General features: G+C 44.9%; 17 protein-coding genes. 5 read left to right on the top strand and 12 right to left on the bottom strand.

Annotation, left to right across the window (positions count from 1 at the left end):
* Positions 1 to 77: 77 nt before the first annotated feature.
* From NX845_RS08485 to NX845_RS08475, 3 genes are all read right to left on the bottom strand, one after another.
* Entirely contained in the window at positions 78 to 998 is a 921-nt protein-coding gene (locus NX845_RS08485) for a LysR family transcriptional regulator (RefSeq protein WP_004734177.1), read from the bottom strand.
* Between the two features lie 170 nt (positions 999 to 1168).
* Positions 1169 to 2167 carry a lytic transglycosylase domain-containing protein gene (locus NX845_RS08480; protein WP_017079489.1) on the bottom strand — a complete coding sequence of 333 codons (999 nt, stop codon included), beginning with the start codon at positions 2165 to 2167 and terminating at the stop codon, positions 1169 to 1171.
* A gap of 30 nt (positions 2168 to 2197) precedes the next feature.
* Positions 2198 to 2488 carry a YcgL domain-containing protein gene (locus tag NX845_RS08475; RefSeq protein ID WP_017084079.1) on the bottom strand — a complete coding sequence of 97 codons (291 nt, stop codon included), beginning with the start codon at positions 2486 to 2488 and terminating at the stop codon, positions 2198 to 2200.
* A gap of 221 nt (positions 2489 to 2709) precedes the next feature.
* On the opposite strand from NX845_RS08475, the gene minC reads away from it, so the two are divergent.
* Genes minC through minE form a run of 3 tightly spaced genes read left to right on the top strand, consistent with a single transcriptional unit; the run spans position 2710 to position 4476 of the window.
* Positions 2710 to 3372: a septum site-determining protein MinC gene (gene minC, locus NX845_RS08470; protein WP_017084080.1), complete on the top strand. Its 663-nt coding sequence runs from the start codon at positions 2710 to 2712 to the stop codon at positions 3370 to 3372.
* A gap of 21 nt (positions 3373 to 3393) precedes the next feature.
* On the top strand, positions 3394 to 4206 hold the full coding sequence (gene minD / locus NX845_RS08465; RefSeq protein WP_009848498.1) for a septum site-determining protein MinD: 813 nt from the start codon (positions 3394 to 3396) through the stop codon (positions 4204 to 4206).
* A 6-nt stretch (positions 4207 to 4212) separates the two neighbouring features.
* The gene (minE, locus tag NX845_RS08460) at positions 4213 to 4476 is read left to right on the top strand and encodes a cell division topological specificity factor MinE (protein ID WP_010436847.1); all 264 of its coding nucleotides are present in this window, start codon (positions 4213 to 4215) and stop codon (positions 4474 to 4476) included.
* Positions 4477 to 4595: 119 nt separating this feature from the next.
* Here minE and rnd read toward each other — a convergent pair whose 3' ends face one another.
* The 8 genes from rnd to NX845_RS08420 form a co-directional block, all read right to left on the bottom strand.
* Positions 4596 to 5714 carry a ribonuclease D gene (gene rnd, locus NX845_RS08455; protein ID WP_032500282.1) on the bottom strand — a complete coding sequence of 373 codons (1119 nt, stop codon included), beginning with the start codon at positions 5712 to 5714 and terminating at the stop codon, positions 4596 to 4598.
* A 144-nt stretch (positions 5715 to 5858) separates the two neighbouring features.
* Positions 5859 to 7553, bottom strand: a complete 1695-nt coding sequence (gene fadD / locus NX845_RS08450; protein WP_004734190.1) for a long-chain-fatty-acid--CoA ligase FadD — start codon at positions 7551 to 7553, stop codon at positions 5859 to 5861.
* Between the two features lie 106 nt (positions 7554 to 7659).
* Positions 7660 to 8616, bottom strand: coding sequence for an alpha/beta fold hydrolase (locus tag NX845_RS08445; RefSeq protein WP_065681323.1), 957 nt, complete (start codon positions 8614 to 8616; stop codon positions 7660 to 7662).
* A 47-nt stretch (positions 8617 to 8663) separates the two neighbouring features.
* Positions 8664 to 9224 carry a Slp family lipoprotein gene (locus NX845_RS08440; RefSeq protein ID WP_017079484.1) on the bottom strand — a complete coding sequence of 187 codons (561 nt, stop codon included), beginning with the start codon at positions 9222 to 9224 and terminating at the stop codon, positions 8664 to 8666.
* A gap of 39 nt (positions 9225 to 9263) precedes the next feature.
* Complete coding sequence (locus NX845_RS08435; protein WP_004734193.1) at positions 9264 to 9569, bottom strand: hypothetical protein; 306 nt, start codon at positions 9567 to 9569, stop codon at positions 9264 to 9266.
* Between the two features lie 97 nt (positions 9570 to 9666).
* Positions 9667 to 10368, bottom strand: coding sequence for a tRNA (adenosine(37)-N6)-threonylcarbamoyltransferase complex dimerization subunit type 1 TsaB (tsaB, locus tag NX845_RS08430; RefSeq protein ID WP_004734194.1), 702 nt, complete (start codon positions 10366 to 10368; stop codon positions 9667 to 9669).
* Positions 10369 to 10427: 59 nt separating this feature from the next.
* On the bottom strand, positions 10428 to 12356 hold the full coding sequence (locus NX845_RS08425; protein WP_017079482.1) for an ATP-dependent DNA helicase: 1929 nt from the start codon (positions 12354 to 12356) through the stop codon (positions 10428 to 10430).
* 160 nt (positions 12357 to 12516) lie between these two features.
* The gene (locus NX845_RS08420) at positions 12517 to 12717 is read right to left on the bottom strand and encodes a hypothetical protein (protein ID WP_017088027.1); all 201 of its coding nucleotides are present in this window, start codon (positions 12715 to 12717) and stop codon (positions 12517 to 12519) included.
* A gap of 283 nt (positions 12718 to 13000) precedes the next feature.
* Between NX845_RS08420 and purU the strand changes: the two genes are divergently transcribed.
* A complete protein-coding gene (purU, locus tag NX845_RS08415; protein WP_065681364.1) occupies positions 13001 to 13834 on the top strand; it encodes a formyltetrahydrofolate deformylase in 834 nt (277 codons plus the stop codon).
* A gap of 284 nt (positions 13835 to 14118) precedes the next feature.
* Here purU and NX845_RS08410 read toward each other — a convergent pair whose 3' ends face one another.
* Positions 14119 to 14715, bottom strand: a complete 597-nt coding sequence (locus NX845_RS08410; RefSeq protein WP_017095142.1) for a VOC family protein — start codon at positions 14713 to 14715, stop codon at positions 14119 to 14121.
* 350 nt (positions 14716 to 15065) lie between these two features.
* Between NX845_RS08410 and argS the strand changes: the two genes are divergently transcribed.
* Positions 15066 to 16799 carry an arginine--tRNA ligase gene (argS, locus tag NX845_RS08405; protein ID WP_065681324.1) on the top strand — a complete coding sequence of 578 codons (1734 nt, stop codon included), beginning with the start codon at positions 15066 to 15068 and terminating at the stop codon, positions 16797 to 16799.
* The last annotated feature ends 33 nt before the right edge of the window (positions 16800 to 16832 follow it).

Below are 16832 nucleotides of genomic sequence, written 5' to 3'. Positions count from 1 at the left end.
TTGAATTTTAATAATTAACTTTGATTAAAAAACAAACTTTTTCCATATGGAAATTATATTTATAGATTGGGAAACAGTTAGCGGTGCAGTTCAACGCAAGTTTTGAGGTTTTTGTCCCAATAAGTCGGCGATCCGATATGATCTTTGATGAACTCAATCACTGCTGAAAGCTTCTTCGGCATGTTCTTTCGGCTCGGATACACGGCATAAAATGGCATCAGCTGACTTGCTCGCCATTCCGGTAAAACTTGGATGAGCTTGCCCGTTCTAAACTCTTCTTTGACCAAGTAAGTCGCTAGGTAAGCAACGCCCCAGCCTGATACTGCCGCGTCTCGTACCGCTTCAGCCAAATCCACCGAATAATCGCCCGCCACTTTAACACTGAGATTTTCTTGGCCGTTATCAAATGCCCATGACGTGTAATCACGTTCACGGCTGCGGTAGATGAGGCAGTTATGGTCAATCAGATCAGATGGCACGTGTGGAGTCCCTGCCTTAATCAGATAATCCGGTGATGCGGCTACCACAAACTGGCTGTCGGCTAGGCGCTGCGCAATGTAACCTTCAGGCAAGTCTTCATTGTTAGTGATCCAGAGATCCAAACGCTCCTCAATCATGTCCACTTTGTAATCGAACAAATGCACTTCAATTCTCAGCTGAGGGTAAAGCTGTCTAAGCTGGTCAATCGCTGGAATGATATGCAGTGTGCCAAATGACTGAGACAAACCTATACGAAATATTCCAGAAATGTCGTCACGCTGGCTATCCATGTCCATTTGAGCCGCTTTCACCGTATTGAACAGCTGCTCACAATGCTGATAGAACACTTCTCCAGCTTCAGTTAACGTAAGGCTGCGTGTGGTTCTTTGCACTAACTTGATACCTATCGAATCCTCGAGCAAAGCAATTTGTTTACTGATGTGAGATACCGACACATTCAAGCTTTTTGCTGCACTGGTAAAGCCTTCATGCTTGATTAACGCATGGAATATCACCATCTGTGCGGCTCTATCTGTTAGCACAAAATCACCTTCTTAACTCTCTGAAATATAAAATAAAAAGGACTCCGAAGAGTCCTTTAATCTGTTCTGCCTATAGTAGGCTAAATGCTATTCAAAGCGACCTAGTTCTATTAATCAGATTAAGTCTATTAATCAAATTAGGTCAATTAATCAAACTTAATTCTGTCTGCTAGGTGGCTGACAGCCAAAGCAAAGTAGTAAGAACGATTCCACTTCATTAACACATTGTAGTTGTTGTAAATGAGGTACGAACGACCCGTTTCATCGTCCGGCATTATCAACCAAGCTTTGATGTCTTCATCAAGTGTAGGCAGTGGGCGATCGTCATAACGCTTAATACCGAGTTCAGACCACTCTTTTAGGTATTTCGCTTTGTCTTCGTCTCGACCTTGCATCTCAATAGACACGGTTGATGGAACGTGAACCTGACGCCCCCAAGTATATTTGTCATCCCAACCCGATTGGCTGAGATAATTCGCCGCCGAAGCAAACACGTCTTCTTCGGTACCCCAAATATCTTTCTTGCCATCACCACTGCCATCAGCGGCGTAAGCTAAGAATGAGCTTGGCATAAACTGAGGTTGCCCCATCGCGCCAGCCCAAGAGCCTTTCATCTCTTTTGGTGCAATATGGCCTTGATCAAGAATCTTCAATGCCGCCATCGCTTCGCTACGGAAGAAGGCTTCTCTGCGACCTTCATAAGCCATGGTTGTTAGAGCATCAATAACACTGTAATTCCCCGTGAACTTACCAAAATTACTCTCTACACCCCATAGAGCGACAATGAATCTTGGTTGAACACCATATTCATCACCAATACGCTTTAACGCTGTGTAGTGTTTCTTATAGAGTGATCTCGCCTGCTTCACTTTCCAGTCAGGAACCGCACGTGGAATGTATTCATCCAGAGTCAGTTTCTTTTCAGGTTGGTTTTTGTCGGCTTTTACCGCTCTTGGCTTAAACGTCACACCATCAAAAGCTTCATCAATGATCGCTTCAGAAATACCTTCTTCACGACCTTGTTGCTTTAGTTTTTCTACATATTGCTCAAAGCTAAGCTCTTCAGCTTGAACTGAGCCAATGGTCAGGCTATTACCCAATAGTAATGCCGACACAGCCAATATGGTTTTCGAAAATTTACTCAACGATCACTCCTCCTTGAATTGAGGTGGCTATCACTCTTCGTCTTGACCTTTTTTTTGAGCTTTACGCTCTTTATGAAGCTCAAGTTCGTTAACTGGTGGTGGCGGAACCTGCAAAAAGAAACCATCGGTGTTCAGTGATTCTCTCACTTTATCGATGTTCACTTGAGCCAGTTTACGACCGTCCATTTTAATTACCATTACAAAACTAGGTTTACCAAACATTTGCATCAATGCGTCAGGAACTTGTGAAAAATCATCCTTCTTAGGGATATAAAGGTATGTTCCTTCTTTCTTTGAACTTTTATATATAGAACACAGCATGACAAACCTTTTTTAAATGTTTATGACTACAAAACTCTCACTTGCGAGATCAATAGTTTATGTTAGGGAAATATTGGGAACAAAACGTTCATTTGACAACAAGATTACTTGCTGTGCTTGGTTTGGGAATATAACATGATAAACCTAGTTTCAGGCAATGCCCTTTATTTTATTGATAAAGAAATTGTACCAATCCGCTATTGAGGTCCTGTAGTTTTTCGATGTCTAGTAACCCAGATCTAAAAGGTAGCAGTTTCACGCTATCTGTTTTGCACTTATCCGATGATCAAGTCGAAAATGCAGTGTCTTTTCTTCAAGAGAAGGTAGACCAGGCACCCACTTTTTTCGCAGCTGCGCCTGTTGTTATCAACATTAGCAAAGTCGCGGGCGATATAGATTTCGTGCAACTGAAAAATGGTATATCTCAAGCGGGCATGATCCCGGTTGGTGTGGCTGGCTGTTCAGATAAACGCATGCAAAACCTAGCCAGAGATGCAGGTTTTGCCGTGATGACAGCAAGTAAATCTCCTTCTCAAGCTCCGGCGAAGATGGCCCCGATAAAGGTGGTGAGAACCCCGATACGTTCTGGTCAGCAAGTGTATGCCAAAGACGGTGATTTGCTGATTCTTAGCCACGTAAGCGCGGGCGCAGAAGTCATTGCCGATGGCAGCATCCATATTCATGGCACGCTACGCGGTCGTGCAATTGCAGGTGCAAGTGGTCAAACTGAAGCAAAAATAATTTGTAATGATTTACAAGCCGAGCTGGTTTCCATTGCAGGAAATTACTGGCTCAGCGATCAAATTGAAAGCGAGTACTGGCAGAAGAAAACCATGTTCAGTATGGCAAACGATGTATTACACGTTGATGTCCTCGCAATATAAGAGAAATAAAAGGAAAACAGAATGGCACGCATTATCGTTGTAACGTCGGGTAAAGGCGGGGTAGGCAAAACGACCTCCAGTGCAGCTATTGCCTCGGGTCTGGCTTTAAAAGGGAAGAAAACCGCAGTCATCGACTTTGATATTGGTCTGCGTAACCTAGATTTAATCATGGGTTGTGAGCGTCGTGTTGTGTACGACTTCGTTAATGTTATCAATGGTGAAGCGACGCTGAACCAAGCGATGATCAAAGACAAGCGTACAGAGAACCTGTTCATTCTTCCTGCTTCTCAAACTCGTGATAAAGACGCACTAACAAAAGATGGCGTTCGTCGTGTGTTTGATGAATTGGATGAAATGGGCTTTGATTTCATCATCTGTGATTCTCCTGCGGGTATCGAGCAAGGCGCTCTGATGGCGTTGTATTTCGCTGATGAAGCGATTGTGACGACTAACCCTGAAGTCTCTTCTGTACGCGACTCAGACCGTATTCTAGGTATTCTTGACTCTAAATCTCGTCGTTCAGAAGACGGCTTAGAGCCAGTGAAAACGCACCTTCTACTGACTCGCTACAATCCAGCACGCGTAACTCAAGGTGAGATGCTCAGTGTGGAAGACGTTGAAGAAATCCTGCACATCTCTCTACTGGGCGTGATTCCAGAGAGCCAGGCAGTACTGAACGCATCGAACAAGGGTGTACCAGTTATCTTTGACGAAGCAACCGACGCAGGTATGGCTTACAATGATACTGTAGAGCGACTACTGGGTAGCCAAGTGGACTTCCGTTTCTTAACGGAACAGAAGAAAGGCATCTTCAAAAGACTGTTCGGGGGCTAATACGCAATGTCATTATTAGAGTTTTTTAGACCACAGAAAAAGACAACCGCAAACCTAGCCAAAGAGCGTTTGCAGATCATTGTTGCCGAGCGACGCAGCCATGACGACCCTGCACCATCATACTTACCGCAACTGAAAGAAGACATCTTGAAGTGTATTGCGAAGTATGTGGAAGTCGATCCATCAATGGTTGATCTGACTTTCGAACACAAAGATGACGACATCTCCGTATTAGAGCTGAACGTTAAGCTTCCAGAAGAAGATCGATAACTAGAGCCTGAGCTGTGCTTATCAATATTCAATAAAAAAGAGAGCCTAGGCTCTCTTTTTTGTGTCTGAAACTTTTATCTCTAAAGCATTCGTTGCTTACTGCAGATATAGATATACAGTTACTTAATTGCTTTGTTTAACTTCTCGCCAACCACGTCTAAGCGCCAACCTTGCATTACATCAGGCAGCTTCTCTGGGTTACGATCGTACTTCCAAATCCAGCTTAACACTTGGTTAAGTTGCTTCTTCGATGCCAAAAACTCAGTCGCTAAACCACTGTGTTGTGATGCAGTTTTCACTTCATCTTTCAGCACTTTGAAGAGTTGCTTGTAACCTGGGTAGTCCATTAGACGTTCTACTGGCGCTGGGTACTCTTCTTCTGGCGTATGCTCAGCTAATTTCACGATTGAGCTGATCTTCGCACCATGGCGACGTACAGAACGGTAATCAAACCCTTCCTGCTCCATATGCTTAGGATCTTTCATTGCGAATCGAGCCACTGCCCATAGGTCTTGTTCTTTAAAGACAAAGTTCAATGCTAAATCACGCTTAATCGCTTCTTTTAAACGCCAAGTTGCTAGCGGTCTTAAAATAGCTAGCTGTTGAGGTTTTAGCTGCCACGCGCCTTTAATATCAAGATAAGCATTGTCTGGGTTTGCTTTACGGATGCGCTTAGCTACTTGTAAATCAGACTCTTGCTGCGCCGCTTCCCACCAGCCCGCTTCCATCACTTTTTCTAGAAGCTTGTTGTACATTGGCATCAAGTAGTGAACATCTGCTGCTGCGTAGTCGAGTTGCTTTTGAGAAAGCGGACGCGCTAGCCAGTCGGTGCGAGATTCACTCTTATCTAGGTCAACGCCTACAAACTCTGAAACGAGAGCTGCAAAGCCAGTTGAAAGACCATGACCTAAGAAGGCTGCCATGATCTGCGTATCAACCATTGGCGTTGGCGTACAACCAAATGCGTTCTGGAACACTTCTAGATCTTCGCCACACGCATGTAACACTTTCAGTACTGACGTGTCTTTCAACAGCCCAACAAACGGTGTCATTTCATCAAGAGCAATAGGATCAATCAGTGACAGCGTTTCACCATCAAATAACTGAATTAAGCCTAATTGAGGGTAATAGGTTCTTGTACGAACGAACTCTGTATCAAGCATAACAACATCGGCTTCACGTGCTTGTTGGCAAACTCGCTCAAGGTCTTTTACTTGGGTAATGATTTGATAATCCACAAAAACTCTCACTGATTTTACTTTGATCGCCGGATACAAAAATGCCGACATTAACTGTCGGCATTCTAACACCATTTTTCAGCGCTCGCTTAGATTAAGCGCTGCTATGGCTTATGGTGCATCATCTTCTCGTAAATGAGCTCGTTACTCGCTTGCGCGTTTGGCAAGCTCTGCGTCGTTTTCTTCACGAAGCACTCGGCGCAAGATTTTGCCTACATTGGTTTTTGGTAGTTCTTCACGGAACTCAATCAATTTAGGGATCTTGTAGCCAGTTAGGTGTTCACGACAGTGCGCGATAATGTCTTCTTTGGTTAGGCTAGGGTCACGTTTCACAACGTAAATCTTAACCAGCTCACCAGACACCTCATGAGGTTGGCCGATAGCCGCAACTTCTAACACTTTGCCATGCAGAGCCACTACGTCTTCAATCTCGTTCGGGTAAACGTTGAAGCCCGACACTAGAATCATGTCTTTCTTACGGTCTACGATGTACAACAAGCCTTCGTCATCAAACTTAACGATATCACCCGTCGATAACCAACCATCTTGGTCAATCACTTCTTTGGTCGCTTCTGGACGCTGCCAGTAGCCTTGCATCACTTGAGGACCACGAACCTGCAATTCACCCACTTGGTCATTGCCAACCACTTTACCTTCATCATCAACAATACGAACTTCTGTTGATGGTACTGGTAGGCCGATTGCACCTGTGTAGTCTTTCAGATCGTATGGGTTACCTGTTACCAGAGGAGCACATTCGGTTAAACCATAGCCTTCAAGTAGGTGGACACCTGTCGCTTTCTTCCATTGCTCAGCAACAGCGCGTTGAACCGCCATACCGCCGCCAACAGATAAACGCATGTTACTGAAATCCAACTCGTGGAAATCTTCGTTATTCACTAACGCATTGAACAAAGTGTTTACGCCAGTAATCGCAGTAAACGGAACCTTTTGTAGCTCTTTAATAAAGCCAGGAATGTCACGAGGGTTCGTAATCAGAAGGTTACGACCACCCATCTCAACAAACAGTAAGCAGTTCACAGTTAGTGCGAACACGTGGTAAAGCGGCAATGCCGTTACCACTAACTCACGGCCTTCTTGCAGTACCGGGCTATATGCCCCTTTCGCTTGAAGTACGTTCGCAATCATATTGCGGTGCGTTAGGATTGCGCCCTTCGCTACGCCCGTTGTACCACCTGTGTACTGTAGGAATGCGATGTCATCGCCAGCCATAAATGGCTTCACGTACTGTAGGCGACGGCCTTTATGCAGAGCTTTTCTGAATGAAATAGCCCCCGGCAGATCGTACTTAGGCACCATGCCTTTTACGTATTTCACTACGAAGTCGACAATCGTACCTTTCGCTCGTGGCAGCATTTGCCCAAGGCTGGTTAGTACAACGTGTTTAACCGGTGTTTTATCAACGACTTTTTCTAGCGTGCTCGCAAAGTTAGAAACGATAACAATCGCCTTTGCGCCAGAGTCATTCAATTGATGTTCAAGCTCACGAGGCGTGTACAGTGGGTTGACGTTCACTGCAATCATACCTGCACGCAGTACACCAAAGAGTGCAATTGGGTATTGCAGCAGGTTTGGCATCATCAGCGCGACACGATCGCCTTTCTTCAGTTTTAGATCATTCTGCAGGTAAGCAGCAAAAGCACGACTGCGCTCTTCAAGCTTACGGAATGTCATGATAGACCCCATGTTCTCGAATGCTGGTTGGTCTGCGTACTTCTGTACCGACTGTTCGAACATTTCAATAAGAGATGGGTACTGATCTGGGTTGATCGTCTCTGGTACGTCACTTGGATAACGTGAAAGCCAAGGTTTGTCCACTATGTTACTCCTCGTTTATCAGCTGACGACTGCTTCGCCGCTTTTTATCATTGCGGTATTACAGCACAGCTTTAGTGCATGAGCACTAAAAGGCTCAAACACTTGTTTAAATTTTGTTAACTACACCAAGAATTAGCTCTGAAACTAGCTCTGGGCTCTCTAAATGGCAATGATGTCCGCCAGGAACAGTCTCTATATTCAGAGAACTATGGGCTGATTTGTAGCGATTATGCTGCAAATGTCGGAATCCATCATTTCCTAAAACTATTAATTGAGGGCATTCAATAGCCGCCATGATCGCTTCAGCATGCGCTTGTGACATTCGATATAACGAGTCACATTTTAGGTTAGGGTCGCATCTCCATTGCCAAGAATTATCGAACTCGGCAATACCTTGATCTACAGTCGCTTGACTAAGAGCAACTTGATCTACAGTCGCTTGATCAAAAGCAGCTTTAGCAACAACAGTCCGATCAACATTACTTAGCTCAACGATTCCTCGTTCAACAATAGGAGCAATGAGTTCTGCTTTGATTTGATTGGCGTGAGCTCTCAGCTTAATAGCATCCTCAAGACTTGCCAGAGGACGTGAAGGCTTTCTTCGCTGTCGAAGACGACTGAGTACCCCATCTCTCAAACGAGAGACTGTTTCGTGGGGAGCTTCTGAAAGAGGTCCATGACCTTCAATTTGAATTAATCCTGACACCTTTTCAGGAAAGGCGGCACTATAGCAACTTGCGATCAATGCACCAAGTGAATGTCCTACCAGTACCAGTCTGTTTGGCGATAATTTGGTCACCAACTGATGCAAATCATCAATATAGTCGTGAAATGGGTAATAACTCCCCGGTTTATGCGACGAGAAACCGTGTCCGAAGAGATCGATAGCAACGAGGTGAGTATCTGGAGAAAGCTTGGCTATTTGCGGCATAACCTGAGTGAAACTTGCAGAATTATCTAGCCAACCATGAATAAAAACGACCGTCGTTGCGGTCGTTTTTGAGTTGCCAATCTGTTGTGTTGCAAGCGTCCCGCTCGCAAGGGAATATGACTTTTCAATCATTGATTGTATGGTGTCCCTATCGTTTAGTGTGTCGATTTCAGGTTCGACTATTCCACATCTTGAATCACACGGCCTGACTTAGGCATGGTTTGAAAGCTGCGACAATGCAAACTGCGGCAAGAGTAATAGGTTGGCGCAAAGTCGTTGATGACCACTCGCTCGGTGATCTGCCATAAACGTTGGTTGTAGACATTCATTACTGGGAAGGTATAAGGGTAATCACCAACGGTGCCATCTTCAGTACCACTTGATGTTCCAACCAAGGTGACTAAACGGCCTTCAGCAAAGCTCAAAGGTTCTACGTAACCATCAATGTAACCAACAAAACGCCCTTTTGGCTCGGCATCAATATCTGGCTTACCGTTGCTTGAGATAGGCAAGTTAACCACTTCAACACGAGTCTTATCTTGTAAGTTAGTGACTTTAGCAATCACACCACCTAAACGAACATCACCAGCGTCTGGCACTGTGTTTACCCACTCTTGGTAGTCAGTTACCACCTGTTCAGAGTTTGCATTAAGTTCTTCAGGTAGAGATGAGCAACCCATCACCATCGAAGAGAAGGCGACAAGGAAAAATAAGCGAGATTTAGAAATGAGAGAAAACATAATGCTGGTCCTTAGAAAAGGATAAATGAAAGCACAAAGCTAGATATAAATATCGACCCCAATAAGCTTCGCAAGTTCCTCTTTTTTAGCTTGATTCATCACGTCCATATACTCCTCCATCGCACGTCGTCCGCGCCCTTCTGGAAGATCATATTGAACCTGAGCTTTGTGGATCTCAGATTCTTTGACTTGGCGAATCGAATGCGAGACAGCATTCGCGACCTTAGTTGGCTGACCAACTGAGGTTTTTGCATCGCCTTTTTTTACCTCGTTCTTTTTGTTGGTTCGATTGGTTTTGGATGTATTGCCTATCGAAGAAGGAGGTAAGCCGTTTAGTGAAACCATGCTTAAAGAGTTTATTACCTGATGTTAATGATTGTGTATGTGTATCTGTTTTTATTTTGGCTCTGCAAAGTGAATGCAAAGCCAAAATAATACGTATTTACTCTCGACCTGGCAGTTTTTTCCACGTCACTTTATCGCGAAGATAAACAGGCTCAGACTCTTCTGCTGCAACCGCTTTACCTTCTGCGTAAGCAAATTGAGCAAGGAACGCCATGTCTTGAGCTTCTGGAAACAGGACTTCACACGCTTTGGTGTTAATCGCTAGTGTGTCCATGTGCTCTGCATACGCTTCCCAACCGGTACCGACTTTTGCCCATGTCTCAGAATCCGCTTCAAGCTGCGCAGCTAGTTCGCTTGGAGGCGTGACACATTCCGCATCAACCGCAGTCCAACGACCATCATCTTCACGGCTGTAACGAGCCCAATATACTTCACTCATGCGAGCATCAATCGCTGTAGCTACGTGAGTTTCACCAAATTTACGGTAGCTGCCTTGCGCCATCGCGGCCAGTGTAGACACACCGATCATCGGTAAATCAGCACCAAAAGCCAAGCCTTGAGCAATACCGATACCAATACGCACACCCGTGAAACTGCCTGGGCCTTGGCCAAACGCGATTGCGTCGATATCGGTTAAAGCGACATTCGCTTCTTTCAGTACTTCATCAACCATAGGTAGAATTTTTTTCGTATGGTCTCGAGGAGCCTCTTCGCTACGTGCGAACACCTGGTCACCCATTACTAGTGCAACTGAACAGTTTTCAGTTGCGGTATCTACTGCAAGAATTTTCGCGCTCATTCGTGTCTCAAATATTCGTTATCTAATCTAAAAATAATGGCTAAGCTCAACAATGCCAATTACTCAGCAGCGGTTGAATGGTCTTTAGCTAAGAATTCTTTAATGATCCCTAAGTCACGGGTACGTGGGATAGGCGGTAAACTCGCCAAAAACACACCACCGTAATCGCGGGTCACCAAGCGGTTATCGCAAATAATCAAAGCGCCATTATCACGTTTATCACGTATTAATCGGCCAACACCTTGTTTCAAGGTAATCACTGCGTCTGGTAACTGTACTTGTGCAAAAGGATCACCCCCTTTTAGCTTACAGTCCTCGATTCGAGCCTTAAGTAACGGGTCGTCTGGGGCGGTAAAGGGCAATTTATCGATGATAACACAGCTTAATGCGTCGCCCCTAACATCTATACCTTCCCAGAAGGCGCCAGTGGCCACCAGCAATGCGTTACCTAATTCCATGAATTCGGCTAAGGTTTTTTGCTTACTTGTCTCACCTTGTAGCAGAACTGGAACCGAGAGCGTTTCACGGAATCGCTCCCCCAACTCTTTCATCATGCTGTGTGAGGTGCACAAGAAGAAACAGCGACCTTGGTTTTGCTCAATCACAGGGGTCAACATTCTTACTAGCTTATCCGCTAAGCCCGGGCTATTTGGTTCGGGAAGATAGCGAGGCACACACAAACGCGCCTGATTTGGATAGTCAAACGGGCTTGGCAGTGAAAACTGTGCTGACGGTTTTAACCCGAGTCGAGAGGTGAAATGGTCGAAATCGTCCGACACCGCTAGCGTTGCTGAAGTAAACACCCAAGCACCCGGTTTTAGCTCAATCTGCTCATGGAATTTATCGGCAACCGAAAGAGGCGTGATGTGCAAAGCAAAGTGGCGTGGCGTGGTGTCATACCAATAAGAATAACCGGTAATCGACACATCACACACACGTTCGATACGCGACTTAATCATGGTTGCACGCTCAAAAGCCGTGTCTAACAACTGGCTTCGACCCAATGCTAATTTCAATACATCCACAGCCAGTTGCAACGCATCTTGTAAACGCACTAGCTCTCTCGCAATCGACTCTGACTTCAACGCCTCACGCCAGTTACCACGAAAGCCGGTGTCGCCGAGCACAATACGTAGGTCAGCAGCTGATTGAATTAGCCTCTCGCCAACCTTTTGCAGCTGACGCATGTCTTTGGCTTCAGTGCGGTAAGCGATTTCAATGTCTTTGGCTAGCTCTTGGATCTGTCGGCTGGAAACCGATTGTCCAAAGTACTGACTGGCGATATCGGGAAGTTGATGCGCTTCATCGAAGATAAACACATCGGCTTCAGGTATCAGCTCACCAAACCCGGTTTCTTTGATCGCTAAATCCGCGAGGAACAAGTGGTGGTTCACTACAACAACATCGGAGTCCATCGCTTTTTTACGCGCCTTAAGCACAAAGCAATCAGTGTAACTTGGGCATTCTTTGCCTAAGCAGTTGTCGTTAGTCGAGGTAATGGTTGGAATAACTGGGCTATCTTCAGCAATATCATCGCAATCACCTAAATCGCCAGTTTGAGTCGCTGACGACCAGCTGCGCACTTTCACCAACTGAGCTAACAGCGTTGGATCGGTATGAGTGCCATGACTTTCGATCATCTGGCGACTGAGCCTGTCCAAACACAAATAGTTTGAACGACCTTTCAGCAGAGCAACCTGACCATAAAAGCCAAGCGCATCGACCATTAATGGTAAATCACGATGAAACAACTGCTCTTGAAGGTTTTTAGACCCCGTACTGATAATAGTTTTCTTACCACTCAGCAGTGCCGGTACTAGGTAAGCAAACGTCTTACCGGTACCCGTCCCTGCCTCAACAACCAATTGGCTTTGTTGCTCAATGGCCTGTGAGACCGCCTCAGCCATGTCCAACTGAGCTTGTCGTGGTTGAAACCCAGGGATCGCTTTACCCAGAGCACCATCAGCAGAAAACGTTTTAGATATCATAGAGTACGTGGTTTAGAAAAATAGAAGGCGAATTATGGCAGGTTTAGTGAGCCGGTGCGAATCAGAAATGACTGCACACCGGAGGTGTCTATCGAATAGAACATAGCAGGCTAAGTCTTGTTAACCAACCTAGCCCAAAACAAATGAAGGGGTTGTTTAACTACTTGCGATTCAAGTAACGAGATAACCAAGGCGCACCAGAAAAACCGGAATCACTTGGTTGCATAGCTTTAGCAGCATCAGTCGGAGAAGCTTTGCTTTCCCACATTTCATCAAGAACGTTGCCGTCCACCTGAACATCACCCACTAATGAATTTACACGCTTACAATACAACTTTTTCGCTAGTAACTCTTTATCCATAAATGATCACCTATGCATGGCTGAAAATGTTGGCTCGCTCTAGTGGGACTTGACCGAGAATGTCGGTTAAAAACGTCAGAAATCTAACCTCTACCTAAATTTATTAAGCCTCTCAATTTATTAATCCCCTAAATGAACGGTAGATTTTGTTGAAACCAAATTGATAATAGATTAATTATAACGGTGATATTGCGGCTCAGTTCACCGTTCGACGGCCTGCATTAAATTTGAAGAATCCCGATTGCATATAAAAAAGTGCAACATTCATGGAAGTAAGATGCAAATGGAAAGAAAAACTTTATTAACACATTGTACTGACGCCCCAGGCCTCATCTCAAAGATCACCAACATTTGTTACAAGCACCAACTCAATATTATTCACAACAATGAGTTCGTTGATAACACTAGTGGTCACTTCTTTATGCGCACCGAGCTAGAGGGTTACTTCAATGACGAAACCTTGCTTGCCGATTTAGACCAAGCATTGCCAGAGAATGCGAAACGTAAGCTGATGGGCTCTTCTCGTAAGCGTGTCGTGATACTCGTGACTAAAGAAGCTCACTGCCTTGGCGATATTCTGATGAAGAACTTTGATGGCAGCTTAGATGTCGAAATCGCGGCGGTGGTTGGCAACTACGATACTCTGCAAAGCTTAACCGAGCGTTTTGATATTCCTTATCATCATGTTTCTCACGAAGGATTAAACCGTGAAGAACATGAGAAGAAGATGCTTGAAGTGATTGACCTGTACGAGGCGGACTATCTGGTACTTGCTAAATACATGCGAGTGCTGACTCCGGGGTTTGTTGAGAAGTACAACCACAAAATCATCAACATTCACCACAGCTTCTTGCCAGCATTCATTGGTGCTAAACCATACCAACAAGCTTATGAGCGCGGCGTGAAAATCATTGGCGCAACAGCGCACTTCGTGACAAACGATCTCGATGAAGGCCCAATCATCAAGCAAGACGTGATTCCAGTGGATCACAACTTCAGTGCGAAAGACATGGCTCAAGCCGGTCGTGACGTAGAGAAGAACGTGTTGAGTAAGGCTTTAAACAAAGTGATCAATGATCACGTGTTTGTTTACGGTAACAAGACTGTGATTCTGTAGGTCGGAGGTTCGATTTCCGGTAAGACTTCCAGTTAGAAGCCCATAAAAAACGCGCAATAGGGTTAATCCATTGCGCGTTTTTTGTATCTGATGATCTGACTAGCTTTATGAGATTCCCGACTACGCTCCTTCGTCGCTATCGGGAATGACGGTATTCTTCAATAGCAAAACTTCTACTCTCAAAAACGTCAATCCACGAATCATTGCGAGGCACAAATCCAAACTCGTCATTCCGACGAGCCTAGGCGAGATCAGGAATCTATCCCAGCTATTCTCTGCTCAAATTAAGCCTGTTCTGACTCAACAATCTTCTTCAAAGAGTGTGGATGCAACTTAATACAAATGCCTTGATGTTTAAAAGCCACCGTTGGGTTATTCAAACGTTCACCCTCACCTTTCGGGCTAGACAGTTTTATCTTAACGCCTTGCTCTGCCAAAGTTTCAAACTTAGCAGCGAACTGCGGGTAAGTCTCTTTAAGATCCGCCAGATACTCATCAGCCGTTTGCGCGTGAGAAGGAATCACAAACTCGACATGTTCCCAATCTTGGCTTGGATAAATTTTACCTTCTGCTGGATATGGCAACTCTAAGCACTCAATCTTCCAACCAAGGCTTTGCAATGGCTCATCGAAAGCCAACACCACAATTGGACGGCCATTGATCATCGCTTCTGAAATTGTAGAGCCATATTCAGACCAAGCCAGATGTGCTGATTTAGCAAGCTCAGTTTCATTGATTCTTAATGCAATATGATCCGCTTGAGCAAAGCTTAAATCTAAACCCAGTGCATTTCCTAGGTTCTCAATTTTCTCCATAAACGTATCAAGGCGCGCAATCATTTGTTGTGGTTCTAGTTCGGCTTGCTTCAGGCTCATCGTCATTGTCTTTGTTCTCCAAATAATGGCTGCATGGTATCAGTTTTACTTTCAGCAACAAGCGTTGCTTTTACAAAAAAACGTTCAAAAAGTACGGTGTATTACTTTCCTAAATAGACAAACCTGGCTTGGTCAAAGTCGATTGTCAAAAACCCCTCAGGAAATGTTAATTTTCTATCAATTCGACCTATAAGAAACCCCACAAAATTGGTATGATTAACGCCATTTTTGTGAACTTAAACAGAGTCTGTTGTTCATTTCGGCATTAAATCGTTAACTCGAAGCATAATTAACCAAATTTAATACCCACGAAATAACGGCCACTCTTATTCATCCTTGAATTGAAGGAAACGCGTGTGAATATCCAAGCACTGATTAATGACAAAGTATCTCAGGCTCTAGAAGCCGCTGGCGCACCTGCAGGCTCTCCTGCGGCTGTTCGCCAATCTGCAAAACCACAATTTGGTGACTACCAAGCAAACGGCGTTATGGGTGTTGCTAAACGACTAGGCACTAACCCACGAGAATTTGCTCAAAAAGTATTGGACGTTCTAAACCTAGACGGTATCGCTTCTAAAGTTGAAATCGCAGGTCCAGGTTTCCTAAACATCTTCCTAGATGAAGCATTCCTAGCACAACAAGCAGACGCAGCACTGGTTGACTCTCGCCTTGGTGTTACAGCGGCTGAAGCGCAAACAATTGTTGCTGACTACTCAGCACCAAACGTTGCAAAAGAAATGCACGTTGGCCACCTACGTTCAACGATCATCGGTGATGCTGTTGTTCGTACACTAGAGTTCTTAGGCCACAAAGTTATCCGTGCTAACCACATTGGTGACTGGGGTACTCAATTCGGTATGCTTATCGCAAACCTTGAGCGCATCCAAGCTGAAACTGGCGAAGTTTCAATGGAACTTTCAGATCTTGAGCAGTTCTACCGTGAATCTAAAAAGCTTTACGACGAAGACGAAGAATTCGCAGTGAAAGCACGTGGCTACGTAGTGAAACTGCAAAGCGGCGACGAATACTGCGCTGAAATGTGGAAAAAGCTGGTTGACGTAACCATGGTTCAAAACCAACGTAACTACGATCGCCTGAACGTATCACTGACACGTGATGATGTAATGGGTGAAAGTATGTACAACCATATGCTTTCAAACATCGTTTCTGACCTACAAACACAAGGTCTAGCAAAAGAGTCTGACGGCGCACAAGTTGTATTCCTAGACGAATACAAAAACAAAGATGGCGACCCGATGGGCGTTATCGTGCAAAAACGTGACGGTGGCTTCCTATACACCACCACCGATATTGCCTGTGCTAAATACCGTTTTGAAGAACTTGGCGCAGACCGCGTACTTTACTTCATTGACTCTCGTCAGCACCAACACCTAATGCAAGCTTGGACTATCGTTCGTAAAGCGGGTTATGTTCCTGAGTCTGTCTCTCTTGAGCACCACGCATTCGGCATGATGCTAGGTAAAGATGGTAAGCCATTTAAAACTCGTGCAGGCGGTACTGTACGTCTTGCTGATCTTCTGGACGAAGCAGAAGTGCGTGCAACTCAGCTGATTGAATCTAAAAACCCTGAGCTAGCAGAAGACGAGAAGAAAACCATCGCAAACACAGTTGCAATGGCGGCTGTTAAATACGCAGACCTTTCTAAGCACCGTACCACTGATTACGTGTTCGACTGGGAAAACATGCTGGCATTTGAAGGTAACACAGCACCGTACATGCAGTACGCGTACACTCGTGTTGCTTCAATCTTTGCGAAAGCAGGCATTTCTATGGACTCTCTTGAAGGTGAAATCAAAATCACTGAAGAGAAAGAGAAAGCCCTTATCGCGAAACTTCTACAATTTGAAGAAGCGGTACAGTCTGTTGCTCGTGAAGGTCAACCGCACATCATGTGTAGCTACCTATTCGAACTTGCTGGTCAATTCTCTAGCTTCTATGAAGCGTGCCCTATCCTTGTGGCTGAAGATGAAACCGTTAAACAGAGCCGCCTGAAGCTTGCTGCACTGACAGCTAAGACTATCAAGCAAGGTCTGTCGCTTCTAGGTATCGAAACTCTAGAGCGCATGTAATTCCCTTCGGGTTACAATGAATAAATACAAAGG

This window comes from Vibrio sp. NC2, from assembly GCF_025195005.1.
GTDB classification, from domain to species: Bacteria; Pseudomonadota; Gammaproteobacteria; order Enterobacterales; family Vibrionaceae; genus Vibrio; species Vibrio splendidus.
This window is presented reverse-complemented; position numbering and strand designations above follow the sequence as displayed.

What these genes read in the sequence shown, in the direction of transcription:
- NX845_RS08485 (WP_004734177.1), bottom strand. Translation starts at nt 998, where the DNA reads ATGGTGATATTCCATGCGTTAATCAAGCATGAAGGCTTTACCAGTGCA.
- NX845_RS08475 (WP_017084079.1), bottom strand. Translation starts at nt 2,488, where the DNA reads ATGCTGTGTTCTATATATAAAAGTTCAAAGAAAGAAGGAACATACCTT.
- minC (WP_017084080.1), top strand. Translation starts at nt 2,710, where the DNA reads ATGTCTAGTAACCCAGATCTAAAAGGTAGCAGTTTCACGCTATCTGTT.
- minD (WP_009848498.1), top strand. Translation starts at nt 3,394, where the DNA reads ATGGCACGCATTATCGTTGTAACGTCGGGTAAAGGCGGGGTAGGCAAA.
- minE (WP_010436847.1), top strand. Translation starts at nt 4,213, where the DNA reads ATGTCATTATTAGAGTTTTTTAGACCACAGAAAAAGACAACCGCAAAC.
- NX845_RS08445 (WP_065681323.1), bottom strand. Translation starts at nt 8,616, where the DNA reads ATGATTGAAAAGTCATATTCCCTTGCGAGCGGGACGCTTGCAACACAA.
- NX845_RS08440 (WP_017079484.1), bottom strand. Translation starts at nt 9,224, where the DNA reads ATGTTTTCTCTCATTTCTAAATCTCGCTTATTTTTCCTTGTCGCCTTC.
- NX845_RS08435 (WP_004734193.1), bottom strand. Translation starts at nt 9,569, where the DNA reads ATGGTTTCACTAAACGGCTTACCTCCTTCTTCGATAGGCAATACATCC.
- tsaB (WP_004734194.1), bottom strand. Translation starts at nt 10,368, where the DNA reads ATGAGCGCGAAAATTCTTGCAGTAGATACCGCAACTGAAAACTGTTCA.
- NX845_RS08425 (WP_017079482.1), bottom strand. Translation starts at nt 12,356, where the DNA reads ATGATATCTAAAACGTTTTCTGCTGATGGTGCTCTGGGTAAAGCGATC.
- NX845_RS08420 (WP_017088027.1), bottom strand. Translation starts at nt 12,717, where the DNA reads ATGGATAAAGAGTTACTAGCGAAAAAGTTGTATTGTAAGCGTGTAAAT.
- purU (WP_065681364.1), top strand. Translation starts at nt 13,001, where the DNA reads ATGGAAAGAAAAACTTTATTAACACATTGTACTGACGCCCCAGGCCTC.
- NX845_RS08410 (WP_017095142.1), bottom strand. Translation starts at nt 14,715, where the DNA reads ATGACGATGAGCCTGAAGCAAGCCGAACTAGAACCACAACAAATGATT.